The 26113-nt window shown below is 39.8% G+C and carries 20 protein-coding genes and 1 pseudogene; 10 read left to right on the top strand and 11 right to left on the bottom strand.

The genetic code is table 11. From position 1 onward, the window contains the following. The 6 genes from polA to B4N75_RS05120 all read left to right on the top strand — a co-directional run. Nucleotides 1-2392: DNA polymerase I (polA, locus tag B4N75_RS05095; protein WP_296706752.1), on the top strand; the 2392-nt coding region annotated here is incomplete at its 5' end. Nucleotides 2393-2404: 12 nt separating this feature from the next. Then, nucleotides 2405-3025 (top strand): dephospho-CoA kinase, encoded by a 621-nt coding sequence (locus B4N75_RS05100; protein WP_296706754.1) that lies wholly within the window; start codon nt 2405-2407, stop codon nt 3023-3025. 68 nt (nt 3026-3093) lie between these two features. Next, nucleotides 3094-4020, top strand: a complete 927-nt coding sequence (locus B4N75_RS05105; protein WP_296667563.1) for an SPOR domain-containing protein — start codon at nt 3094-3096, stop codon at nt 4018-4020. Between the two features lie 175 nt (nt 4021-4195). Continuing rightward, complete coding sequence (locus tag B4N75_RS05110) at nt 4196-5659, top strand: hypothetical protein (protein WP_296706757.1); 1464 nt, start codon at nt 4196-4198, stop codon at nt 5657-5659. A gap of 191 nt (nt 5660-5850) precedes the next feature. After that, entirely contained in the window at nt 5851-7935 is a 2085-nt protein-coding gene (fusA, locus tag B4N75_RS05115; RefSeq protein WP_296021555.1) for an elongation factor G, read from the top strand. Nucleotides 7936-8001: 66 nt separating this feature from the next. Next, entirely contained in the window at nt 8002-8676 is a 675-nt protein-coding gene (locus B4N75_RS05120) for an ATPase domain-containing protein (protein ID WP_296021559.1), read from the top strand. A 69-nt stretch (nt 8677-8745) separates the two neighbouring features. Here the strand turns inward: B4N75_RS05120 and B4N75_RS05125 are convergent, their stop codons facing one another. Both B4N75_RS05125 and B4N75_RS05130 read right to left on the bottom strand, forming a co-directional pair. After that, nucleotides 8746-9621: a hypothetical protein gene (locus tag B4N75_RS05125; RefSeq protein WP_296021565.1), complete on the bottom strand. Its 876-nt coding sequence runs from the start codon at nt 9619-9621 to the stop codon at nt 8746-8748. After that, complete coding sequence (locus B4N75_RS05130; RefSeq protein WP_296021571.1) at nt 9593-11278, bottom strand: formate--tetrahydrofolate ligase; 1686 nt, start codon at nt 11276-11278, stop codon at nt 9593-9595. Before B4N75_RS05130 ends, B4N75_RS05125 begins: the two co-directional genes overlap by 29 nt. A 137-nt stretch (nt 11279-11415) precedes the next feature. Here B4N75_RS05130 and B4N75_RS05135 point away from each other — a divergent pair, with 137 nt between their 5' ends. Continuing rightward, nucleotides 11416-11850, top strand: coding sequence for a MarR family winged helix-turn-helix transcriptional regulator (locus B4N75_RS05135; RefSeq protein WP_296706759.1), 435 nt, complete (start codon nt 11416-11418; stop codon nt 11848-11850). A gap of 291 nt (nt 11851-12141) precedes the next feature. Here B4N75_RS05135 and B4N75_RS05140 read toward each other — a convergent pair whose 3' ends face one another. The 9 genes and pseudogenes from B4N75_RS05140 to folD all read right to left on the bottom strand — a co-directional run bounded on the left by B4N75_RS05140 (nt 12142) and on the right by folD (nt 21587). After that, nucleotides 12142-12699, bottom strand: a complete 558-nt coding sequence (locus tag B4N75_RS05140) for a hypothetical protein (protein ID WP_296706789.1) — start codon at nt 12697-12699, stop codon at nt 12142-12144. Between the two features lie 27 nt (nt 12700-12726). Further along, a pseudogene (gene lysS / locus B4N75_RS05145) lies at nt 12727-14349 on the bottom strand (lysine--tRNA ligase); the annotation flags it as partial. Between the two features lie 259 nt (nt 14350-14608). After that, complete coding sequence (locus B4N75_RS05150; protein WP_296706760.1) at nt 14609-15790, bottom strand: MFS transporter; 1182 nt, start codon at nt 15788-15790, stop codon at nt 14609-14611. Nucleotides 15791-15922: 132 nt separating this feature from the next. Next, on the bottom strand, nt 15923-16570 hold the full coding sequence (locus tag B4N75_RS05155) for a thiamine diphosphokinase (protein WP_296706762.1): 648 nt from the start codon (nt 16568-16570) through the stop codon (nt 15923-15925). Nucleotides 16571-16593: 23 nt separating this feature from the next. Then, a complete protein-coding gene (locus B4N75_RS05160; protein WP_296706764.1) occupies nt 16594-17604 on the bottom strand; it encodes an SPOR domain-containing protein in 1011 nt (336 codons plus the stop codon). A gap of 38 nt (nt 17605-17642) precedes the next feature. Further along, the gene (locus B4N75_RS05165) at nt 17643-18104 is read right to left on the bottom strand and encodes a hypothetical protein (RefSeq protein WP_296021597.1); all 462 of its coding nucleotides are present in this window, start codon (nt 18102-18104) and stop codon (nt 17643-17645) included. A gap of 46 nt (nt 18105-18150) precedes the next feature. Then, nucleotides 18151-19557 (bottom strand): tRNA (N6-isopentenyl adenosine(37)-C2)-methylthiotransferase MiaB, encoded by a 1407-nt coding sequence (miaB, locus tag B4N75_RS05170; protein WP_296706766.1) that lies wholly within the window; start codon nt 19555-19557, stop codon nt 18151-18153. Nucleotides 19558-19689: 132 nt separating this feature from the next. Then, complete coding sequence (gene folE2 / locus B4N75_RS05175; RefSeq protein WP_296667548.1) at nt 19690-20472, bottom strand: GTP cyclohydrolase FolE2; 783 nt, start codon at nt 20470-20472, stop codon at nt 19690-19692. A 233-nt stretch (nt 20473-20705) separates the two neighbouring features. Continuing rightward, nucleotides 20706-21587, bottom strand: coding sequence for a bifunctional methylenetetrahydrofolate dehydrogenase/methenyltetrahydrofolate cyclohydrolase FolD (gene folD, locus B4N75_RS05180; RefSeq protein WP_296706768.1), 882 nt, complete (start codon nt 21585-21587; stop codon nt 20706-20708). A gap of 163 nt (nt 21588-21750) precedes the next feature. Between folD and B4N75_RS05185 the strand changes: the two genes are divergently transcribed. The 3 genes from B4N75_RS05185 to B4N75_RS05195 are packed head-to-tail and all read left to right on the top strand — an operon-like array spanning nt 21751 to nt 26037. After that, entirely contained in the window at nt 21751-22353 is a 603-nt protein-coding gene (locus B4N75_RS05185; RefSeq protein ID WP_296021620.1) for a TP0733 family outer membrane beta-barrel protein, read from the top strand. Between the two features lie 19 nt (nt 22354-22372). Beyond that, the gene (locus B4N75_RS05190) at nt 22373-23554 is read left to right on the top strand and encodes a hypothetical protein (protein WP_296706770.1); all 1182 of its coding nucleotides are present in this window, start codon (nt 22373-22375) and stop codon (nt 23552-23554) included. 20 nt (nt 23555-23574) lie between these two features. Next, nucleotides 23575-26037 carry an AAA family ATPase gene (locus B4N75_RS05195; protein ID WP_296706772.1) on the top strand — a complete coding sequence of 821 codons (2463 nt, stop codon included), beginning with the start codon at nt 23575-23577 and terminating at the stop codon, nt 26035-26037. Nucleotides 26038-26113: the final 76 nt, after the last annotated feature.

A 26113-nucleotide genomic window follows, 5' to 3' on the forward strand; every position in this document is an offset into this window, starting at 1 on the left:
GCAGGACGTCGAAAACGAATGGGGCTTAAAGCCAGAAAAAATACTTGATCTTTTAAGCCTTACGGGCGACAGCGCGGACAATGTTCCTGGAGTAAAAGGCGTTGGTCCAAAAACTGCGGTAAAACTTTTAAACGAATACGGAAGCCTCGAAAAAATTTACGAAAACGCAGACTCGATAAAAGGAAGCATTGGCGAAAAAATCCGTTCGGACAAAGAAAACGCCTTTCTTTCAAAAAAACTGATTACTCTTGAAGAAAATGTTCCAATTGAAGAGCTAAAGCCAGAATGTGAAGACTGCCTTGAAAATTTTAAAATAAAAAAACTTAATTTAGAAGAATTTTGCAGCGAAATGATAAAACGCGAACTTCCGGCACTGGCAAAAACATATTCTGAACTCAGCGAAAAAACAGCAAAAACCGAGAAAACTTCCCCAAAAAACGAAAAAGATTCCGAGCAAAAAAAACAATTTTCGCAGGTTGCAACAGAAATCAAAAAAAATAAGGGCGATTATTCTGCATGCACAGATTTGCAGGCATTAAAAAAATTTGTAGACGAAGCTCTAAAAACCGGAACTGCCGCATTTGACACAGAAACCGACAGCCTCAACACACGCGAAGCAAATTTAGTGGGATTTTCTCTTGCGTACAAAAAAGGAAGCGGAATTTACGTTCCTTTGATTTTGAACGAAGATCCCCTCTTTGCTCCGCCAATAATCTCAAAAAAAGACGCTTTTGAACAGTTAAAGCGAATATTTTTTTCGGAAACAACCGTTGTAATGCACAATGCAAAGTTTGACATTGAAGTGCTTTTTTACAACGGACTTAATCTTTTGGGAAAAAATGCGTTAGGGATCGCCGCGAGCGCCCCCGTCGAGCAAGAGCCCGACCCGGCGCAAAGCGCAGGGGAACGTCCGGATTTTAAACTTTGCGACACTATGGTTGCGGCTTGGCTTTTGGAACCTGACAGAACTGGAAAATCTCCTTTTGCGCTGGAAACTCTGGCAGAACAAAAACTGGGGCTTAAGGGCACGGAATTTGAAGAAATTGTCGGCAAAGACCAGACTTTTGCAGATGTAAAAATCGACGTTGCGGCAAAATACGGCGCGGAAGATTCTGATTTTACGCTGCAGCTTTGGCAACTTTTTGAAAACGAATTAAAAAGCTCAAATCTTTGGGAGCTTTTTGAAAAAATGGAAATGCAGGTTCTTCCAGTTCTTGCAAAAATGGAAATTGACGGAATTCATTTGGATTCTACCTGCCTTGCAAACTACGAAATTGAACTGAAAACCCAGATTTTAAAGGCAGAAAAAGAAATTTACGCTCAGGTCGGACACGAATTCAATATTGCTTCGCCAAAACAGCTGAGCGCGGTTCTTTTTGACGAAAGAAAACTCAAGCCGGGCAAAAAAACAAAGACCGGATACTCGACGGATACGGACGTCTTGGAATCTTTGCGCGAATTTGACTGCGTTCCTGGAATGATTTTGGATTATCGGGCAAAGGCAAAACTTCTTTCGACTTATGTTGAAACTTTGCCGAAAATGGCAGATTCTTCCGGAAGAGTTCACACAAATTTTATGCAGACTGGAACTGCAACAGGAAGACTTTCTTCAAAAGACCCGAATTTGCAAAATATTCCGGTTCGCTCGGAAGAAGGACGAAAAATCCGTTCGGCTTTTACAGCGCCTCAGGGAAAAGTCTTGATTTCGGCAGATTATGCTCAGATTGAGCTTGTAATCCTCGCCCATTTAAGCGGAGATGAAAACTTGAGCAAAGCGTTCAACGAAGGAACCGATGTTCACAAGTCGACGGCCGCCTTGATTTACGGACTTCCGATGGAAAGCGTAACGGCAGAAATGCGCAGAAATGCAAAAACCCTCAACTTCGGTTTAATGTACGGAATGGGCGCTTTTTCGCTGGCAAAGGACTTGAAAATTTCAAGAACCCAGGCCTCAGAATTTATTGCAAACTATTTTATGGTCTATTCGGGCGTGCGCAATTTTTTTGACAAAAACGTTGAACAGGCAGAAAAAAACGGTTTTATCGAAACGATTATGGGACGCAGACGGTGGATCCGCGGAATAAATTCTGCAAACAAAATGGAAAAAGAAGGTGCAATCCGCATTGCAAAAAACAGTCCAATTCAAGGAAGCGCGGCAGACATTGTAAAAAAAGCGATGATTGACGTTTCTAAGGCGCTCGAAGAAAATCCGACAGGAGCAAGGCTTTTGCTTCAGGTTCACGACGAATTGATTTTTGAATGTCCAGAAGGCCAAAAGCCGGTAAGCGACACAATCGCCCTTATAACCGAAAAAATGGAACACGCAGTTCAGTTGAATGTTCCTTTGAGAGTAAGCGTAGAAAGCGGAAAAACCTGGGGCGAATTCCACTAATTTTGAAAATTTATGAAAAAAATTGTAAAACTTTCTGACAAAAATTTTTTTTTAAAATTGATTCCTGACTCGCCGGAAATAATCTGTCTTTGCGGACAGATGGCGGCAGGAAAAAACTATGCCGCTCAAAAACTATGCTCGCAAACTGCGGACAAAAAATGCGTTTCCCTAGACCTCGACAAGACAGTACATCTTGCAATCGAAAAACTCACACCGCAAATTCTCCAAACCTTTGAGAAAGACGCAAAAAAAGCAAAAATCGAATTGCAAAACAAAGACGGCAGCCTCAACAGGCGTGCGCTCGGCGCCTTGATTTTTGCGCGGCCGGACTTGCTAAAAAAACAAGAAGACCTCGTTTATCCGGAAACTGTCCGCCTTGCAAAAGAATTTATCGCGCAGAATAAAAACAAAACCATTTTTCTAAACGCGACAGTCCTTTACAAGACGCCGCAACTTTTGGAGCTTTGCTCAAAAATCTATTTTGTCACTGCACCATTCATAAAACGCCTTATACGCGCAAAACGCCGCGACAAAATGCCTCTCAAACAGATAATAAAACGTTTTAAAACCCAAAACAAACTTCTTTCCGAATATAAAAAAACAAAACTTCCAGTCATCTTCATAAAAAACTAAACATTTTTTTTGAAATTCCGATAAAAACTATAGTGAAAAAATTGCACTGTATCGGGAGCTAAAATATTATGGAACAGAAAAAAACTTTATGGATTGTCGCTGCATCAGGTATATTTTTATTGGTAGTCGCAGGCGCTGCCCTTTTGCTTTCCTTTCAAAAAACAGGCGCATCTCAAACTTACTCAAATCCTGCTGACGGCTGGGTTTCTTCTGCAAAAGTTCCAGATTCATCAATTTTTGCAGAAAACAATCAGACATTAAACAGCAACTCACAGACCACAGCTCAGGATGCGGTTCAGCCTTTGCCGCAGTCAAACGCAAATGCAATTGCACAGACCGGCATTGAACCTCAAAAACAGTTCGCTCAAAACACAAATCAGCAGAACGAAAGCTCTTCTCCAAACGAAAATCCAATCAACGCAAAAAATGTAACCGTATTTACAGACAGCGCTCTCGTTTATGGAACAGGAACAACCACAACAATCGACTTAAATGCGCTCAAAACAAACCCAAATGCCGTTTCGCAGGTTACACCTCAAAACATTTACACGGCAGAGCAGTTAAACGAAAATAACAGAAACGAAAAAGCGGAAAAAACAGCTGTTCCGCAAGCTCAAACAGAATCAAAGCCAAAAACAACCGCCGTTTCAAAAACAGTTTCAAAAAAAGAAACTCCGGCAAAAAAAGTTACAGCAACTGCAAAATCTGTTTCAAAAACCGCAAAATCGGCAAAAACCACAGCGCAAAAACCAGTTTCTTACTGGATTCAGGTGGGCTCATACGAAGCAAAAAAATCCGCGGACGAAGCGCGCACAAGCCTCGAAAACAACAAAATTCCGAACGAAGTGTTCACTTACAACGACGCAAAAGGAAAATTGTTCTACCGTGTACGCGTCGGACCTTACACAACAAAAAGCGAAGCCGAATATTGGCAAAAACGCATTGCCTCGACAAATGAATTTGCAAAAATAAACAGCTATATAGTTCAAAATTAAGGGCGGCTGGGGCAATTCTTGCCCCACCATGCTTTCCGGGGCTACGACCAAACGCAGGCGTTTGTTTGCCTCCGGCCCCCCTCCAATCATTGCCGCAAAATAAAATTCCCGTTTTTTTTCAAAAATATTTCCAAAAAATTGTCAAAAATTAACATTCATCTCAACTTATATTGTGATGAAAAGATTATTTCTATTAGGTTTTATTTTACAAATATTTTTTCCAGCTTTCGGAAAAGAGCCTCAATTCAATTTTGAATTAAAATCCAGCGGAAACTTTTATTTTTCTGCAAACGAACAAAATTCTTTTTCAGGTTCAGGCGGAATTCTGGTTAACTTCGGTTCAATTTTTTTGAGAGGCTTTGTTTCTGTTCCAAAAAGCGAATTTTCAGAATTTTCTTCTGCCTTTAAATCGAAAAATTTTAATTCGATTTTTTCAGACAGACGCTGGAGCGCAAATTCAACTCTTTTTAAAAACACAATTCCTTTAACGCTTGCCGCAGGTTCAATCAGTTTTTCAAAATCGATTGGACGCTTAAAAAATCCTGTGCCCGCAATTTCGTCAAATCCTGTTCAAAAAAGTTTTCCGGTTTCGGCAGGAATCGGCTTTTCTCTTCCGACTATTTCCTCAACCGAAAAGCCGCCCGCCTTTTTCTGCAGTCTGGATTTTTTTAAGAAAAACATTCCGTTTTTGGTCCAGGCAGCGTTCAGACACGAAGACCGGGCGGCTTTTTTTAGCGCAAAAACAAAAATTCATTTTTCAAAAAAAATATTTTTTCAAAGCCACATAACTTTTTCTTCAACAATTCTGGAAAATAATTCTTCGTATCTTAAAAAAAACAACTGTACTTTTACAAGCCAAAGATGCAATTCTTTTTTCTGGGAAAACTTTTTCATCTCGCCTTTTTTTAAATTCAATTTTTATTCATGTTTTCAGCAAAATCCTTACGGAATCAACGCTTTTTACTTTAATTCAAAAATAAGACTTTCAGCGCAAAATTTTATTCTTGATGCTTCTTTTTTTGCAATTCCGACAACAAAAATTTCTCCAAAAGCGGTTCCGCTCATTTCTTCAGATTCGTCAATCATAAAAACGGCAGAGCAGGCTTCTTTAAACCCGCAGCTTGTTTTTCTTACGAAAGGCGGAAATTTGCTCAGATTCGGCATAACTGCCACCGAAACATGGAAAATTGCCGGAACAAGCGAAGTTTCTTCAATAAATATTGCAAAAATTGCGGCAGGCTTTATCTTTGAAAAACCAAATTTTTCGTTCAAATCGAATTTTACCGGCGGAAACATTCTTATTTCTGGAAATCCGCCTTCAAAAAGTTCAATTCCAAATAAATTTTACGAAATTCTGTTCGGCATATCAAAAACTTCTCCGAATTTTTCAAAAAAATTTACTATAAAAGGAAGACATTATCCGTCTAAAACCGAAAATGACAGCGTAAAACAAGAATTTTCGCTAGATTCTTCAATATCGCTCGGAAGAAAACGCAACATAAGAATTTCTGGTTCGCTCGCTTCAGTTTTATACAACGGAACAAAAGACAGCAGCACATATTCTCTGTCCGCCGCCTGGAAAATTAAAAAAAAGCACTTTACATCATCAATAAAAATCACATTCAAACAAAAAAACTAACAACAATTGATTATTTTTTTTAGCGCAAGGTTTTGTTTTTAAGGAATTAAAGTAATTTTTACTTTTTACCAATTGAATAACGTACAAAATTCAGTTATATTGTTTTAATCTACCGTTATCTTGAAATCATTATATATGATAAATTTTTAAACGGTTTTTAAATTGTAAACTTTTTTTTGAGAGGTAACAATATGGCTTTTGATATTACTAAAGTACGTAATATCGGTATCAGTGCCCACATTGACTCAGGCAAAACAACAACTTCTGAACGTATTTTGTTCTATTGTAACAAAATTCACGCTATTCACGAAGTTCGCGGTAAAGACGGTGTTGGCGCTGTAATGGATAACATGGAACTGGAACGCGAACGCGGTATTACAATCCAGTCAGCTGCAACACAGGTTCAATGGAAAGACACAACAATCAACTTGATCGACACACCGGGACACGTTGACTTTACAGTAGAAGTTGAACGCTCTCTTCGCGTTCTTGACGGTGCAATCATGATTCTCTGTGCTGTAGCAGGTGTTCAGTCACAGTCTATTACAGTAGACCGACAGCTCAAACGCTATCATGTACCTCGCGTTGCATTCGTAAACAAATGCGACCGTCAGGGTGCAAATCCAATTCGTGTATGCGGTCAGCTTCGCGACAAACTCGCTCTCAATGCACACATGGTTGAACTTCCAATCGGTCTTGAAGACAAACTCGAAGGTGTTGTAGACCTCGTTGGAATGAAAGCAATTTACTTCGATGGTGAAAACGGTGAAAATCTCCGCTATGCAGATATTCCAGCTCATATGAAAGACGATGCCGCACGCTATCATCAGGAATTGATTGAAGAAGCAGCAAACTTCGATGACGCCCTTATGGAAAAAGTTCTCGAAGGCGAAGAACCAACAGAAGAAGAACTCATTGCTGCAATCCGCAAGGGAACTCTTGCAGAACAGTTTGTCAGTGTATTCTGCGGTTCAGCTCACGTAAACAAAGGTATTCAACCACTTCTCGATGGTGTTGTCCGCTATCTTCCTAACCCGACAGAAGTTCACAACTATGCTCTCGATCTCGACAAAAACGAAGAACAAGTTGAACTTTTCAATGTTCCAGACAAGCCAGCTGTTGCACTCGCATTCAAACTCGATGATGGTCAGTTCGGTCAGCTCACATACATCCGTATTTACCAGGGACGTATTCCAAAAGGATGCGAACTTACAAATACTCGTACAGGCAAAAGATTCAAGGTTGGTCGTCTTGTACGCATGAATTCTGCTGCAATGGAAGATATTAGCGTTGGAGAACCAGGCGACATCTGTGCATTGTTCGGTGTTGACTGTGCTTCAGGCGATACTTTCTGTGCAGAAGGAATCAACGTAGCTATGACTTCTATGTTCGTTCCAAAGCCAGTTATTTCCCAGGCTATCAAGCCAAAAGACAAGTCAATGGCCGCAAATTTTGCTAAAGCCCTCAACCGCTTTACAAAAGAAGACCCTACCTTCCAGACAGAGCTTGATCCAGAATCAAATGAAACAATCATCAAAGGTATGGGTGAACTCCACCTTGCAGTATACGTTGAGCGTATGAAACGTGAATACAAATGCGAAGTAGAAGTAACTCCTCCAAAGGTTGCTTACCGTGAATCAATCCAGGCTCGTGCAGACTTCAACTACACACACAAAAAGCAGACAGGTGGTTCTGGTCAGTACGGACGCGTTGCAGGATTCATGGAGCCTCTCGCCGACAAAGACTACGAATTTGTAGACGCAATCAAGGGCGGTGCAATTCCTAACGAATACATTCCTTCTTGTGATAAAGGTTTCCGCCGCGCAATGGAAAAAGGCTCTCTTATCGGAGCTCCAGTTGTTGGTGTAAAAATAACAATTAACGACGGTCAGTACCATCCAGTTGACTCTTCTGATATTGCATTCCAGACAGCTGCTATCGGTGCATTCCGTGAAGCTTATGAAAAGGCAAAGCCTGTTATTCTTGAACCAATCATGAAGGTTTCTATCGAAGGACCTACTGAATTCCAGGGAAATATGTTTGGTCTTATCAACCAGCGCCGTGGTGTAATTCTCGAATCAACAGATGAAAACAACATCTCAACTGTAAACGCAGAAGTTCCACTTTCAGAAATGTTCGGATTCTCAACAATCCTTCGTTCTTCTACACAGGGAAAAGCTGAATTTACAATGGAATTCCTTAAATATGGAAAAGTTCCAAACGCTGTAGCTGATGAGCTTATCAAAAAGCATCAGGAAGCAAAAAAGAACGCTTAATTCGATTTAAGCAACTCAAAAAAGTCCGGTATTTTGCCGGACTTACATTTCCTATAGGAGAAACACATGGTAAAACAGGATCTTTACAATAAAAGCCCAGTTCGCCTTTTTGATGCTGCAACAGAAGGTGGTCTTAAAGAAGGTGGCCTCGGTCTAGTTACTTCTAAAAAAGGCTTGGGAAAGACATCAGTGCTTGTTCAGTTTGGAATGGACACTTTGTTAAAAGACGAACAGCTTGTTCACGTAACTTTTGATCTTCATTCTTCAAACGTAATTTCATGGTACGATGGAATTTTTGCAGAAATTGCTAAAAAATCAGCAGGAAACAGTGCGGAACTAAAAACAGATGTAGTTTCAAAACGCACAATCCTCAACTTCTCTCTCGACAACTTCTCTGTTACAAAAGTTGTAAACACACTCAAAGCTCTTTCTGCAGCAGGAATTGCTGTAAAAGGCGTTGTAATGGACGGAATCGACTTTACAAAAGTTTCAGAAGACGATGTTAAAGCAGTTGCAGGCTATGCACAGTCAGAAAAAGTAACTGTATGGACTTCTGCAACATCAGAAGGCGCTAAACTTGCAGATGTAGTTCCTGCAAACTTGGAAAAATATTTCGATGTTGTTATAAATCTCTCTCAGACAGGTTCAAACGTCGCTGTAGATATTCTTAAACTCGGCGACAAAAAAGACGTAGAATCTGGTCTTAAGCTTGATTCAAAAACATTGCTTATTTCTAAATAAACATAATTTTTAGAAGCAACAAAAAGCCCGTGGCATTCGCCACGGGCTTTTTGTTGTGATTTTTTTAACTTATTTCCACGGACACAAAAACGAACTCAATTTTCTTTGACCGAGAGACTCTTTATCATCTGCAATCAATTCATCCCACGGAACAGAAGTGCGTTTTTCTTTATCTTCCAGACACTCCGGATGTTCCTCAAACCAATCGTATTTGTAAAGACGCAGACGGCAGGCATTCATACAACTGAGCGTAATTCCATTCAACCCAGGAATCAGGCCAAATGTAAGAATCGTCAGAACACAAAGCACAAGATTATGCAAAAGCATTAAAAATGAAAAACCCGCATTGTCAAAATATACAATAAACGATTTTTTTAAATTCTTTCCAAAAGTATTGTCTTCCTGCAAAAAATACAATGGAACAAACCACTGCAAAGCCATAACAACAATAATAAAAAACCAGGCAAGAACCGCAGCAAGCAAAATGCTCATCAAACTTCCGTTTTTAAAATACATTCCAAGGTAAAAAATAAAGGCAATTCTTACAACCAAAACCAAAACCGCAAGCAACGCGCCAAAGATAAAGCCAGTCAAAAAACATTTTTTTAAGGAAGCAAGAAATAAGCTCCATCTCGGCGAATTAAAATCCGCAATTTTACGCGCATTTGCTCCCCATGCGAACAAAACGCTCATCAAAACTCCAGCACATATAACAAAAATTACGTTAGGAAGATAAGGATTTATTGCAACAGAAGCAGAAATTGCAAAATAAGAGCCGACGCCAATTGCAACAGGCAAAACATTTGTCAAAATAAGATAAAAAAGATTATCCCAAACATCACAAAAATTTTTTTTCAAAAAAAATCCGAACATTTTTTCTCCAGCAGATTTTGTTTTTATCAGTACAGTTTTAATTCTAGAATAATCCAGAGATTTTTCCGTCATCGTCTACATCGATATTCAAGGCAGCAGGCAACTTAGGAAGGCCTGGCATTGTCATAATATCGCCAGCGAGCACAACAACAAAGCCAGCGCCGCTGTATAGCTGACAATCGCGCACAGGGAAAACATAATCTTTTGGAGCGCCAATCAATTTTGGATCATGACTGATAGAATTTTGCGTTTTTGCAATACAAACAGGCAGTTCCTTAAAACCACGCTCTTCGTATTCACGCAATTTTTTAAGAACGCTAGGCGGAAATTCAACAGACTTTGCACGGTAAATTTCTTTAGCAATAGTTCGAACCTTGTCTGCAAGCGAAAGATGAGATTCGTAAAGGTAATGAAAATTAGCTTCTCCAGATTCGGCAATCTCGACAACTGTATGAGCAAGCTCGGTCATGCCTTCTCCACCTTTGCCCCAGCCTTCGCACAAAACAGCCTTTGAGCCTTTTTCCGCACAAAGTTTTTTCAAAAGCTCAATTTCTTCTTCAGTATCAGTAACAAATTTATTTATTGCAACAACGGAAGGAACTCCGAATTTAGAAATATTTTCAATGTGGACGGCAAGATTTTCAAACCCTTTTCTCAAAGAGTCTGTGTCCGGCATAGAAAGATCGGCCTTTGCGACTCCGCCGTGCATCTTAAGGGCGCGGACAGTAGCAACAATTACAACTACGTCAGGACTTAATCCAGCAGTACGGCATTTAATGTCCATAAATTTTTCTGCGCCAAGGTCAGCGGCAAATCCAGCTTCTGTAACAACATAGTCGCCACAAGCAAGAGCACTGTATGTTGCATTGATAGAATTTGTTCCTTGCGCAATATTTGCAAACGGTCCTCCATGAACAAATACCGGATTTTTTTCCAATGTTTGCACAAGATTAGGACGAATTGCATCTTTTAAGAGAGCAGCAATCGCTCCAGTACACTTTAATTCACCAAATCTTACTGCCCTTTTGTCATAAGTTTGGCAGATTGTAATATTATCAATTCTCTTTTTTAAATCGGAAATCGAAACCGAAAGACACACAATAGCCATAAGTTCCGATGCAACCGAAATTATAAAATGATCTTCTCGCGGAACACCGTCTGTTCTTCCGCCCAAACCAATTGTAATATTTCGCAGCTCCCGGTCATTAAGGTCAACACAACGCTTCCAAATAATTGTGCGCGGATCAAGGTGAAGAGCATTTCCCTGCTGAATATGATTATCGATTAAAGCCGCAATCAGGTTGTTCGCAATCGAAATCGCATGAATGTCACCCGTAAAATGCAGATTGATTTCTTCCATCGGAACAATCTGTGCATAACCGCCGCCACACGCACCGCCTTTAATGCCAAAACACGGTCCCAAAGAAGGTTCTCTCAAAGCAATAACAGTTTTTTTGCCAATTTTATTCAAACCGTCGCCCAAACCAATCGAAACTGTAGATTTTCCCTCGCCAGCAGGAGTCGGAGTTACAGCCGTTGTCAAAATCAACTTTCCGCGATTCTTAGGATCAAGAACTTTTTTTTGAAATTTGCGAAGTTCAGCCATAGTAATTTTTGCTTTGTATTTTCCGTAAAAATCAAGACAATCTTCTTCAATCCCAATTTTTTTCGCAATATCTGCAATCGGAGCCATTTCGTTTTTTTGAGCAATTTCAATATCTGAAAACATTTCAAAACCTCGCAAAATAATATTTTCACATTTTAATAAAATTCTAGCGCATTTACAACAAACAAAAAAAACAATAACAATCTGTTGTTTTCTAAATTTGCTACTTGTTTTTTTCGTAAAAGGTTATAATTACTTCAATGTTTTACGATCAGTATTCAATTTTAAGCCTAATTTCGCACATTCACTCTCAAAGCCAAAATTTTTTGCAAAAAAAACTTTCGGCTCTTGGCCTTACAAAACTCGCGACAAGCCACGGAAACATTCTTTTTTGTCTTAGCCGCACAAAAAGCCTTTCGCTCAGTGAACTTTCTCAGAAAATAAACCGCGATAAATCCACAACAACAGCCCTTGTAAAAAAACTTGAACAAGCTGGCTTAGTTGAACAAAAAAAAGACCCGGACGACAGCCGCAAAAAACAAATCCAACTGACTCCAAAAGGAAGCCAATATAACGAAAAAACAAACGATTTATCGAACAAACTTATGCAAAACTGCTGGAAAAAATTTTCCGAACAAGAAAAAAATCAACTGGTTTCTCTCTTAAACAGGCTGTCAGCAAATCTGGAAGAATAATAATTAACTGGAATGTCGAATAAAAAAAAGAAAAGTCATATATGCCATTTCCCGTGCTACAATACTGCGATGTTTACGCAGTAAACTCGGTCAGAAATTTGTTGAAAAATTTCAATAGATTATCGGCTCAAGCCCGATAATGACAAGTAGCAAAGTCCAATAATGACATTAAACTATAAAATTCGAAGTTTATCGTTAAAATAAAAAGTCATTACACAAAAAACGGCGGTTAATTCCCTTGTGCCTTATGACAACAAATTTAACCGCCATATTTTTAATGCCCCAAAAATTTTATTTTACTTTTCCGTCTTTGTAGAGTTCTACGGTCAAAAATTTTCCGTTTGCTCCAATTTTCTTTCCATCAATTTCTACAAAACCTAACTTTGTATGCAGCCCCATTTCTGCAAACTTGTCGGCTTTTACAAAGCAAAGTTCTTCTTCTGGCGCGCTAAATCCTTCTGGCTCAAGAATTGTTCCAACCTCAAACTGCGGTGCAAAAATTACTTCGCAAGTTTCTTTGTCAGTAACGGCCGGATCAGAGGCAGCAAGAAGCATCCCATTGCTACGAACTCCTCGGAAATTTGCAGGCTTTAAGTTGTAAACCAAAACAATGTTCTTTCCTAAAAGCTCTTCCGCCTTATAGAACGGAACAATAGAACTTACAATCTGCCGAGGTTCTGCATCGCCTGTGTTAAGAGTTAAAATATAAAGGAAAGCACCACCCGGATGCTGCTCAACTTTTTCAATCTTGCTTACTTTTAAGATTACACGTCTGCTGAATCTTTCTGCAGGAGGAAGTTTATCAATCTGCTCTGGAGTAAGTTTTTTTTCGGTTGTCTTTTTCTGCAATTTTGATTCGTCAACGCCTTCAACGCTTGCTAAAAGACGATCGAGCTTGCCAGCTTCGATTATGCGCATAAAACTTCCAAGGCGCGGTCCCTGGTCTTTTCCAATAATAACTTCGTAAAGAGCGGTAAAGAGCTTTTTTGCGTCAATTCCAAGAGAAGTTGCAACTGCGTAAATTGCTTCTTGGCAATCTCTGTCTGTCTGGAACGAAGAAATTTTTGGAAGAACTTCATCGTGAACTTTTTTAACAGCATCTGCCAATGCATGCGGAAGTTTTGCTGTTGTTCCGTCATCGCGGATTTTAAAGCAGAAGTCCGGAGCGCAGTCAGGCGCGCTTTCGTTAATCCAGTACCATGCGCAAACACAGCGGCGACGCAAAACTTCTTCCTGTTCAGGTTTTACATTTCCAAGGCTCTTGATTACAGCATCGATGTCGCCTGAATAAGTCTGCAAAAGGGTTGTCAAAAGGCGAAAACCAATCTGATAAGGCTCAACTTTCGGGAATCCCGGTTCAACCTGGCTCAGTTCATAAATGCGCTTTTCGTGGTTGATTATTGACTCGCGTTTTTTCTCGTCTTTTTCCTTTGGAAGCTCTTTTTCCCAGGCGATTCTTTCTGTACGGTCATAAGCCTCGTAAACAGTAACAACGTCAAGGTCGAAACTGATTGAAAATTCGTGGTCTACCTTGTTCTGCGCAAAAATGTAGCGCAAAACTTCCGGCTGGTAGACTTCGAGAGCGTCTACCAAAGAAATTACCTTTCCTTTTGAAGAAGACATTTTTCCAGGAACACCCTTAAGCTTTACAAAATCGTATTTCATTGTGACGGGAGCGTCCCAGTTGTAAAGGCGCTTAGAAACAAGTTTTGCAGTATCATAAGAACCGCCCGGAGAAATGTGGTCTTTTCCGCCCGGCTCAAACACAACTTTTTCTTCATTCCATCTCATCGGCCAGTCAACGCGCCAGCCAAGCTTAAACTCTTTTGAAGTGCGGAGATCGCCTTTTTCTACATGACCGCAACTTGTACATTTGTAAGTAATTCCGTATTCGCCGTCATAATCCAAAATTTCGGTCGTGTCTTTGTTACAATTACAGCAAAAAGCGGCAACAGGCCAGTAAACATCTTCCGGCTTCATTTTATGCTCGTCGTCACGATAAGTATTAAGACATTCTTTAATTACCCCGCGATTCTGCATTGCAGTTTTCATACCTTCAGCATAGCGGTTAGCGCGGTAGCGGCTCGCCTGATATAAAAATTCAGGATAAATTCCAACACGAGGAAGCTGAGTCTCAATATCCTTTTCGTGGTGGCGCGCATAGTTCTCGTCGCGTCCGAAAGTGTCCGGAACCATAGTTATTGGATAGCGCAAATATTTTTCCAGAACTTCCGGTTTAGGCATATTTCCAGGAACTTTTCTAAACACATCATAGTCGTCCCAAGAATAAATAAAACGCACATTCTTGCCACGATCGCGTAGAGCGCGGACAATCAAGTCAACAGTAATAATTTCGCGGAAGTTTCCAATATGAACAGTTCCGCTCGGAGTAATTCCCGAAGCGCAAGTATAAAGGTCAAGTTCGCCTTTCTGCTTGATAATTCTTTCTGCCTGCTGGTCAGCCCAATGGCAGAGTTCTGAAATGTTTCTTTCTGACATTTTTCATTCCTAGAAAAAAATATATATCTTCCACCGTTTATTCGGGTGGCTTTTTGCTCTGCAAAAACCGGGTCTTTCAGGGTTGCGGCGTCCCGGCGCCTCCAGTATTTTTGCTGCGCAAAAACACACGCTTTGCGTCCCTTACAGCCCCTGCCACGAAAGCAGGAATCTGAAAAAATTCACTTTGATTTTACAAAAAAAAAGCGGTTTATACAATAAACCGCTTTTTTTATCTGCTTTTTAAGCTCAACTTACAAAGTTATTTTTCAAGCCGTTCAGATTTTCTTTTTAACAAAAAATTTACGACAGAAATAACAATCATTGCCGAAGCATTTACCAAAAGAATGCAAATTGCTCCTACAAGCCCGATTTTGTCGGCTACGATTCCAACTATCTGAGGAGTTACAATTCCTCCAAGAGCAGCGATTGCCAAAAGCATAGAAGTTCCAAGGTCAGAACCTACAATTGCATCAGAAGCATTGGAAACTGTAGTCGGATAAATTCCAGCAAAAAACAGGCCAAGTCCGATAATCGCAAAAGTAATAATTCCCAAATTTTTTGTCGATATCAAAAGAATAAAGAAAATGGCAGTTATAATGCAGTCAAAAAGAATTATATTCTGTTTTTTTATTTTTCTCGAAACATAGGCCGTCAAAAGCCGTCCAAACAAAACCGCAAGCCAGGTAAAAGAAACCAAAGAATTTGCAAATGCCGACGACATAATTCCTGTATTTTTAAAATATGTTACAAACCAACCGTTTACGCAGTTTTCAAGTCCCAGATAGAAAAATAGAAGAAATCCCGAAAGATAAAAAAGAGGCTGCTTCCAGAATGGAGATTTTTTTGCAAGGCTTTCTCTTTCTGTTTTTTCAGCAGAAACGTTTTTTGGAGTCAAATCCAAGGTCAGCATATAAACCGCAGAACAGAATGAAGCAATGGCAAGGGTGTAAACAATTGCACGCCAGGTAAAATCAAACTTAAAGAACAGCGACATTACCATTGGAGCCAAAAATGCACCGATTGCAAAAACCATATGCAAAATATTGAGCGCAACCGGAGTTCCGTCAGAATTTTCATTGATGTAAGCATTATTTATAACGCTGTAACAGCCGCGGCTTATCCCAAGAAGAATAAAAAGCAAAAGCATTACAGAAACATGCGGCAAAAAAGAAAGTCCAAAAAGCGACAACGGCATAAAAAGAGATGTTATGAATATCGAAATTTTTCTTCCTGCAAGTTTAGTCAAAAAAGGATTTACAAAGCTTGCAAGAAAATTTCCGATTGCAAAGAACGAAAGCAGCGAACCTGCAACTGCAAAACTGATTTTTGCTTCATCGATTACATAAGGCAAGATTGCGCCGACAATCAAAACGACTGAACCATTTACAAAAAACGAAAAATAGTTTGGCAAAAATTTTTTGAAATTTACTTTTTTTTCCATTTTTTATCCCCATGTCTCCATGTAAAAATATGATATTATAATCCTGTTCAGTCTATCACTTTTCAAAAAATGATTCAAACTTAATAAAAAATATAAAAAATAATTCTAAAATTATAAAATATACTCAGCAAATTATTCTGAAAATATTTCAATGAGCAGGACAATTCCTTTTTTTACGCTTACTTTTGCGGTTTGATCTAGCAAAACTTCATTGCTCGTCGTGTAAATGTATTCTGGACTTACTTTTCCATTTTTTAACGGATATTTTGCGCCCAAAATATTTAGTCCTTTTACTTTTCCGCAAACAGGAATTATCGAAAAATATTTGCAATTTTTATTCACAAAAACAGGATTTTTTCCAACAATCTGCATTTTTGAAAAATCATCAAGAACAAAAGCGCTGCACTTCCGTTTAAAAAGCCAGATAAGCGCAGAAACGTTGACCATAGAATGGTCAAAACGGCCGCCAGTCATTCCAACGAGCATAAAATTTCTAAAGCCCCGTCCAAACGCTTCTTTTACGGCAAAAAATGAATCCGTGTCATCTTTTTCACAAGGAAGAACAATTGTTTCCGAATTTGTCTCAGGTTTTTCAAAAGAATCAAAATCTCCAACAATTAAATCAGGCTCAATTTTCAGTTCTTTTGAATGAACAAGTCCGCCGTCACAAAAAACAAAAAAATCATCAGGAAGCAAAATTTTTTTTATCTGCCCATAATTTTGAATTTTTGCGGCCCCGAAAATTACGCAGCGACTTTTTTTTAAAATATTTTTTTCCAAACCATTCATCTTTCGCCGAAACTTTATTCAAAAATCGGATAACATTCAAAACCGGCATTGCGCAATTCGTTTCCGACAGAGCCTGCCTTATTTTCATCAACTACGACAAGATAATATTTTGTTCCGCTCGGACGTATTTCTTCGGTAACATGAGGCAAAAAGCCTTTTTCTTTCAATTTTGAAACCAAACTTTCCGCATTTGCCTTGTCCTTAAAAAGTCCAAGCTGCTGACGAATAATTTTTTCATTTTTTGAATTATCTTCGTTTTTTTCTGAATTTTCATTTTTTGACTGAATTTCAGATTCAGAATCTTGAACACTTGCAATTTCTGGAACAGAATCTGTTTTTCTTGGAACAAAATACCAAAACGGAGCCGGCAAAATCTGAATTTCACCTTTTACAATTGCCGATTCAAGGCTCTTAGGAAAAATTTTTTTTAATTGAGCAGAATATGTTTCTTCTCCGGTTATGTGCCACAAAGTCAGCAAAACCTGGGGTTGAACGGATTTCATAGAAGGCAGGGACGAATAAGTTTTTAGAATTGCAACAGGTTCTGTAAGCTCAGCAGAAGTTTTTGACTGGCACAAAATGCTCCACTGTTCATAAAGTTTTATAAAAGCGATTATTTCAGAATCAGAAGAATTCCGGACGGCAGAATTAAGATAATTTTGAGCAGTTATCCAATCTCCTGCGCTCAAGGCGCAACGCACCGCATCAAGAACTAGCTGCTCACTCGATTTTTTCTGCATTCCTACAGCATCGCCTGCCGCAATTGCCGCCGCCTGAACATAAAAATTCATTGCTTCCTGAAAATTTCCGCTCTGCTCCAAAACACCGGCCAAAAAAGCATAGCCCGAACGTTTTTCTGCAAGATTTTGCAATGCCGGAACATTTTTTTTAAGATAGATAACCGACTGCTCAAGAGTATCTTTGCGGGCCGCCTCTTCAGCAATTTTTCTTGCAGTATTTGAATTCTGGGCAAAAACAAAAAAAACGAGATTAAAAATAAAAAATACTGTAAAAAAACGCTTCATAACTTTCCTCACAAACAGTTTTTCAAGTCGCCGGAAAATTATTTTTCTGTCTTGGCGTTATCAATATCCACAGCAGGTTTTGGGACAGAATTCACGTTGCTGCCGTCTTTTGAAGCTTCTTTTGGCTTTGCAGATTTTTTTTCGACTGGACGGCGGATCTTAAAATCAAAAATAGTCTTTTCTTCTTCATGCTGCGCTTTTTTTTCGGCTTTTTCCGCAAGCGATTTTTGTTTTTCCGCTTTTTTTGTTTCTTTTTCGTTTATTTTTTCTGCTGCCTGAGAAATTTGTTTTTTCGACATTTTCTTTTTGAACAGGGCAAAAGGCAACATTACGACAATTCCTGCCAAAAACGATGCAAGAACCGTTAAAAAAACAGGCACATTGTGAAAATTATAAAAAACAAGGTTTACGTCGCATTTATTCACATCTTCAAGATTAAAACCACAAAAAATAGTTACAATTACAAGAAGAATTATTGTTCCAATCAATTTTAAAGGCATATTTTTCCTCCATGTAAAAAAGTTTGCAACACAAACTTTTAATTCCCTAATTTATCATAACTCCCTTAAACGTATTCCCGTTCAAGGCTGTCAATTTTACTGTCACAAACGAGCCTATCAGTTTTTTGTCGGCTTTGAAGGCGACTCTCTCGTTTTGCTCAGTTTTGCCCAAAAGTTCATTTTCGTCGTCGCGGCTCACAATATCGGCAAGAACATTTACGGTTTTTCCAACACGGCTGTTCATGACTTCCGCCGTATGCTTTAACTGAAGATCTATCACTTTTTTTAAGCGTTCTTTTTTTATGGCAACGTCAATCTGATTTTCAAAACTTGCAGCTGGAGTTCCTTCTCTTGGATTATAATAGTACATAAACGCGCTTTCAAATTTTATCTCGTTCATAAACGAAAGAATATCTTCAAACTGTTCTTCCGTTTCGCCAGGAAATCCAACCATTAAATCCGTAATAAGCTCAACGTCCGGCATGGCACTGCGAAGTTTTTTTACAAGAGTTAAAAATTCTTCACGGGTATTTTTTCGGTTCATTCTCCGCAAAATCTCGTTGTTTCCGTGCTGAGCGGCAATATGAAAACCGTGGCAGACATGGCTGTCGTTCGCAATCATTTCAATCAATTCGTCGCTAAAATCATTTGGATTTGACGATTCAAAGCGAATCCAGCGAATTGAAGAAGATGTTTCGTCAAGATGCGCGCTGATTTTTTTGAGAAGCTTAGGAAAATTCAACTCTCCTCCTTCTACAGACTTGTCTTTACAACGATAAGCGTTTACATTCTGTCCCAAAAGCGTAATTTCTTTTACATTGCGTTTAGAAAGAAAATCGATTTCCGCGAGAATCTGTTCAACAGGCCGGCTTACTTCGCGTCCGCGCACATACGGAACAATGCAGTAAGTACAAAAATTGTTGCATCCGTGCATAATCGGAACAAAAGTGCTAAAAGCCTGCTCTTCGTAACTGATTTTTGGGAAAGTGTATTCGGAATCTTCTTCGATTTTAAAACCTTTTTTATGTTCTTCCGCGGCAGAAATTATGTCGCCAAATTTGCTTTTTCCAAAAGTTCCTACAACAAAATCAATAACCGGAAAATCTTTTTTAACGCTGTCCAAAAGACGTTCAGCCATGCAGCCCATCAAGACAACATAAAACGGAACAACACCATTTTTTTCAACAAAATCAACGGTTTTCTGCATTTCTTCAAGGCGGGTTTTAGCGCCAGGCTCTTTGTGACGAATTTTTTTTACACCGGAATAATAGCCGAGCCGGCCAAAAATACGATTTTCGGCAGAACCGCGCACAGAACAAGTATTTATAACAACCATATCCGCAAGTTCCGGCTCCTCCGCCTTCGACCAGCCGCGGCTAATAAAAAGCTGTTCAATTGCGGCAGATTCCGCAATATTCATTTCACACCCATAGGTTTCAAAAAAATAAGTCATAATTCTAATTATTTTAGTAAATTTTCATCAACTTGAGAATACTAAAAAAAATACGTGGCAGAGCGCACAAAAAAAAACACTCAAAACCACGTATTTCCTCGCAAAATGCAATTTTTGACTTTTCGTTTTTAATCAGCAGCTTCCAAATTCTGCGCAAGCATAAGCGTCATGAAAATGAATGCTTTCGTAATTCGTGCATTCAACCTTAAACCAGGCAAATCCCATTTTTTTAAGTCCAAGATAAACTTCCCGAACCATATCTTCTACAAAACGCGGATTTTCGTAAGCATGTTCGGTCACAAATTTTTCATCCTGACGCTTCAAAACAGAATAAAGCGGTGTCGAAGCGCAATTTTCAATCATTTCGATAATGTCTTCAATCCAAAAAAAATCCGAATACAAAACTTTTACTTTTACGCAGCCTCGCTGATTATGAGCGCCAAATTCGCTTATAGCCTTGCTGCAAGGACACAAAGTTGCCACAGGGACTTCAATTCCAACAAAAAACTTAGAATCCACACCATTTTCCTGCATCTCGCTTTCGCCTTCGTAAGTGCAATTGTACTGCATAAAACCGCTTGCACTGGTTACAGGGGCATTTTTTTCAATAAAATACGGAAAACTTATTCTTCCAAAAGCACGCTGCGCATCAAGCTTTTCACGAATTTCTTCGAGCATTTCCAAAAAACTCTTCATCGAAATGTCAGAATGATATTTATGGAAAACTTCTATAAAGCGGCTCATGTGGGTGCCCTTAAAATCATGCGGCAAATTAACAAAAAGATTCACACAGGCAGTTGTATTCTGAACTTTGTTGTTTTTATCCAACACCTGGACAGGATATTTTACATTTTTTACGCCAACTTTCTGCAGCGGCACTTCCCTGGTGTCAGGAGAGTTTTGAACATCAATCATATTTTTTACCATAATTTTTTATTTGGGCACTACCGTCAGAGCCGGTCGCTACGTTCCGGGTTCCGCTTCCGCTCCATGGGGCTGCAAGAAGCTCACAAATATACAAATTTGGTTTTAAATTAGCCTTTTATTTTTAAGGCAGCCCCACGCTGCGCGCCCTGCACATCGCTAGTGCAAGCGCTGGTTCCGAAAAACGGAACCAGCCGACAATTGCCCCGCAATTCCCGTTTATTTTACTGAAGCTGCTCACTTCGTTCCGCAGCTTCAAGAGTATTGTACATGAGCATGGCGATTGTCATTGGGCCTACGCCGCCTGGAACCGGGGTTATAAAGCTGGCTTTTTCTTTTATTGCTTCAAAATCTGTATCGCCAATCAAGCGGAAACCGCTCTTTTTTGTCGCATCTGGAATTCTGTTTACGCCTACATCGATTACAACAGCTCCTTCTTTTACCATGTCGGCGGTTACTGTATGCGGATGTCCAGAAGCGGCGACAATAATATCAGCCTGCTTTACGATTTCTGCCATATTTTTTGTTCCTGTATGGCACATTGTAACTGTACAGTTTGTTTCGCGTCTTGCAAGCAAAAGAGCTACAGGTTTTCCTACAATATTTGAACGTCCGATTACAACAGCATGCTTTCCAGAAGTTTCGATTCCCATTCTCTTGAGCAAAACAATAATTCCATGCGGTGTACATGGTAAAAATGCTTTTTTTCCAATTACCATTTTTCCAACATTCACTGGATGAAAACCGTCAACGTCTTTTTCAGGACTGATTGCCATAATCACCTTATCTTCATCAATATGCTTAGGCAAAGGCAACTGAACCAAAATTCCATGAACAGAACTGTCTTTGTTCAATTTGTCAATCAAAGCCAAAAGTTCCTCTTCTGTCGTATTTTCTGGTAAAATTTCGGAGCGGTCGGTCATGCCGGCTTCTGCAAGAACCTTGCGTTTTCCAGTTACATAGCTTACTGATGCAGGATTTTCTCCAACAAGAATGACTGCAAGACAAGGCGTTATTCCTTTTGCCTTTAGCGCGGCAACTTTTTCTGCAACACCAGCACGAACTTCAAGCGCAATCTGTTTTCCATCAATAATTTGAGCACTCATTTTTTTACCTCCAAAAACTTCGTAAAATTTTTCGTAACTTAGCGACACAAAGACGGTTTTTGTACTGTGATTAAATATTGAAAAAAAAGCCTTATTAGGTTAATCTTTTCGATAAAACTATATATATTTTTTAGCAATTTTTCTATTAGATTTGGAGCATAAGATGAAAAAATTCATTGCAATTTGTTGCACTGTTTTTTTATTTTCAACTGCGGTTTTTAGTCAGGAACAAGACGAAGATGATGACAGATTTGCCGTTGAATATAGAATGAACGAGCCTGGCGATCAATTCATAAATATTGGACTTATGGTAACATTTCCGCTCAATTTTGGCGGCGATTTTCCACTTTACCGCGAAGGTCAGCTTTCGACCGGAGGAGCAGGAACAATCGGTTACCACAGATTTCTGACTTCATGGTTTGCAGTCGGTCTCGATGTAAGTTTTGGATACAATCCGACAATCGGAGAGAATATGTTCACTTACGTACCATTTGTATTCTGCTTTACAGTGCAGCCAACTATAAAAAAATTTGAATTTCCAATAACAATGGGAATCGGAGCGGCTGTCGAAAGTTATCTTAACAACACATATTTTCCAGGTCTTACACTTAAGCCAGAAGCAGGAATTTTTTACCGCGTAACTCCAAGCTGGTCGTTTGGCATAAAGGGAAATTTTATGTATTTGCCCCAGTGGTATGAAGATTCAGAAAACAACGACCACGGCAATTTTTCTTCTGTCGTAATAGCAGCAAGATACCACTTCTAAAAAACGGAAATAAAAAAAAATGAAAAAACTTTCAAAAAGCATAATTTCAATATTTATATTTTCTGCCATCTCAATTTTTACTTCGTGCAACGGCGTAATTTTTGACACAATCCGCGAAGAAGTAAAACTTTCGGATGCACAAATTCAAGGCACAGTTCATTCTCTTGTCCGCGTAACCGACAGTTCTGATTCAAAAGAATATCTTTATTTGTCGGCAAACCCTGTCGTGTGGAAAAAAGATATAGACAATGCCGTAAAAAATGGCGGAACATACGTGGCAGACGGAACAGATCCGACAGACTACACAACTTCCGAACACGGACACTGGCTCACGGCTTCAAGGCCAGGCAATAATTATGTAAGACTTGCCGCAAACCACAATGGAGAAATCTATTCTCTTTCTTTTTTTGTACAAGAAGTTACAGACGATGGCGAGATGGAAGGAATTTCAAAAGAATTAAAATACCTCGACACTTCAAACAAAGACGCAGGCTGGCAGACTGTTGCTTTTGACGACGAATCAATCACAAGCGAAATAGTTTCGGCTTCATCGATATTCTGTACAAATACTCCAAAAAACAAAAACCGCTACGCTTTTGCAAGAATTAATGGGAAAATTTACAAACTCGATGGCGGAAAAGCAACTTTAATAGAAGAAAGCAGTGAATATAATTTTACGTCAGGCGACAATTCAACTTCAATCTACTCAAGTGCAAAAGGAGTTTCTACTTTTGACGGTAGCACATTCTACTTTACAGATTCTCCCGCAATCACTTCCAACGAATCTTACAATTCAGACGCAACAATGATTTACTACGCAAGCAGCACTACAGTCTACTACAGAGCAGCCGGAGATTCTGAATGGACAAAGGTATCTTGCGACTCAAGCGAAATCCGTTCGATTGCCGTTACAAAAGACAAACTTTTGCTCGGAACAACAAGCGGTTTAGACAATACTGCTCTTAACGATGGAATTCCGACAGGTTCTGCGACAACAATTTCCGCGAACGCAACTTCAACCCTGTCTTCTTCGTACATTGTTCCGATACTTTTGGCAATCGACCCGACAAAATCAGACACAGCCACAGACATTTACGCCGCATTGAATTTTGAAGGAAACCCTTCGAGCACTTCTGCTACACGCAAAAACGCAAGCTTGTGGTCTTATTATCCAGCAAGAGCAAAGTGGAACCGTGAATAATTTTGTGCTAAACTCTCTTTATGAGTGATTTGTTTGACGCTTCAAAAACACAAAAAGAACCTTTGGCTGCAAGACTCCGCCCTAGAAATTTGGACGAATATATCGGTCAGGATCATATTGTCGGAAAAGGCAGGCTCCTGCGCCGCGCAATTGCAGCCGACCAGCTAACATCTGTAATTTTTTACGGACCGCCCGGCTGTGGAAAAACAACTCTTGCACGAGTAATTGCAAATCACACAAAATCAAACTTTATTACGCTAAATGCCGTTTTGACTGGAGTTGCAGAAATTCGAGCCGCAATAAAACAGGCAGACGATTATTTTAAGCTTTACGGAAGACGTACAATTTTGTTCGTTGATGAAGTTCACCGCTGGAACAAAGCTCAGCAGGACGCCCTTCTGCCCTGGGTAGAAAACGGAACAATTATTTTAATCGGCGCAACAACAGAAAATCCGTTCTTTGAAGTAAATAAAGCCCTTGTTTCGAGAAGCCGTGTCTTTCAATTAAAGCCGCTCACAAAAACTGACCTTTTTAAAGCCGCAAATTTTGCCTTAAACGATGTTGAGCGCGGATACGGACACTGGAACGTTGAATTTGAAAAAGGCGCTCTCGAACACCTTGTGGAAACTGCGAACGGAGATGCCCGTTCACTTTTAAATGCCCTGGAACTTGCTGTAGAAACAACACCTGAAAAATGGGATCCTTACAACGCAAATCCTGTTCCAGCCTGGGGTTCGACAATTTTTATCTCAAAAGAAACCGCAGAAGAATCGATTCAAAAGAAAGTTGTTCTGTATGACCGCGATGGCGACTATCACTACGACATAATATCAGCATTTATAAAATCCTTGCGCGGAAGAGATCCAGACGCGGCAATGTATTGGCTTGCTAGAATGGTGCGCGCCGGAGAAGATCCGCATTTTATTTTTAGGAGAATGTTGATTTCTGCCTGCGAAGACACAGGACTTGCAGATCCAAACGCAGTCTGCATTGTAGAAAACTGCGCTCAGGCTTTTGACCGCGTCGGACTTCCAGAAGGACGGTATTTTCTGGCTCACGCGGCGCTTTACCTTTCGACCTGCCCAAAATCGAATTCGAGCATGGCATTTTTTGACGCGCTTTCGAGCGTTGAAAGAGAAGATGCCGAAGTTCCAAACCACTTGCGGGATTCTTCGCGAGACGCCGAGGGTTTTGGACACGGAAACGGTTATCTTTATCCGCACGCTTACCGCGACCATTGGGTTGCTCAGCAATATCTTCCAACAGAACTTGTCGGAAGAGTCTTTTACACGCCAACCTCTCAGGGCTACGAGGCAAAAATAAAAGAAGATGTCTTGAGCCGCCGGGAAATTCAAATTTCTGCAATTTTGGAAGGAATTGAACCCGAAAAACCGGAATCCGACGTTTCGTGCGGAATGCATCCTCTTCCTCATTTTGCAACAGACTTTGACAATCCAATCGGTGAATGGTGGATAAATAAAAACTTTGAAAAAAACTCGATTACGAAACCAGAAAACCTGACATTTACTCCAAAAAATGAACGCCGCGAAACAGTTCTTGACCGTGCGGACAAATCATGGAAAAGCAGGCTCGACTCCAACCGGGCGGAAATTCTTACAACAATCCGCAATGCAATGATTCAACTGGCGGACTTGAGCAGGCACACAAGAAGCCTTGTCTGGAATGCGGACGACGGACTTTTAATCTGGGAAGTAAGCAGAAAAACTCCGGAAGGCGTAACGGCTGGACTTTGTTCAAATCAACGCGGACTTGAAATTCTTGAACAATATGGACGCACATTGGACGATTTAGACCGTCCTGCTTTAAAACTTCGGCCGGAAAGCCTAGAAAATTATCTGAGCATGCAGGTTTTTGCAAAAATTCTTGAAGAATACAACGAAAACGGAATGATTTTTGACAGGATTTTCTTTAGAGATCCATTCAACTGCCAGGACAGCGTGGACGTTCTTGCAAGCGCGCTCAAAAACCTTCCGAAAAACCTTGTGGCAGACGACCAGCAGATTGTAATTTCGCAAAGGATTCCTTCAAAAGGACAGAAAATCTGGGAATTGATTTATAACCAAATTCTGACAGAGAGCACAAGAAACGCTTACGAAGGAATCTTAAAAAAAATGGAAAACGCCGAAAAAGAATTTTTTGGCAACGAAGAAAATCCACTTTTTGCCTGGAACGAAAATTCAGTAAAAGCCGCCTTTGAAGAACATGGATTTTTTGTAAAATCCGCAACAAAAGTAATTACAGAAAAAAGACGGATTACAGAAACAGAAATAAACCGCTGGTTTGATGCAGAAAATTCTTCTTACGGTTCGGCAATGGCAAGAGAAATCGGAACGGAAGATTTGGCAAAAATCAAAAATCTTTTGAGCGTTGCCTGCCAGAACACGCTTTTTAACTGGAATACGACAATTGAATTTTTGACGGTAAAAGTTCAGGCAGACACAACGCAAAAAAAAGGTCTTTAAGTTAGGAAGATTTTTTGATATATTAGAAAAGCGTTAGTGCATGGAGTTGTGGCAAAGCCAGCCACCGCAAGGAGCA

This window comes from Treponema sp. UBA7570, from assembly GCA_002477955.1.
Lineage (GTDB): Bacteria > Spirochaetota > Spirochaetia > Treponematales > Treponemataceae > Treponema_D.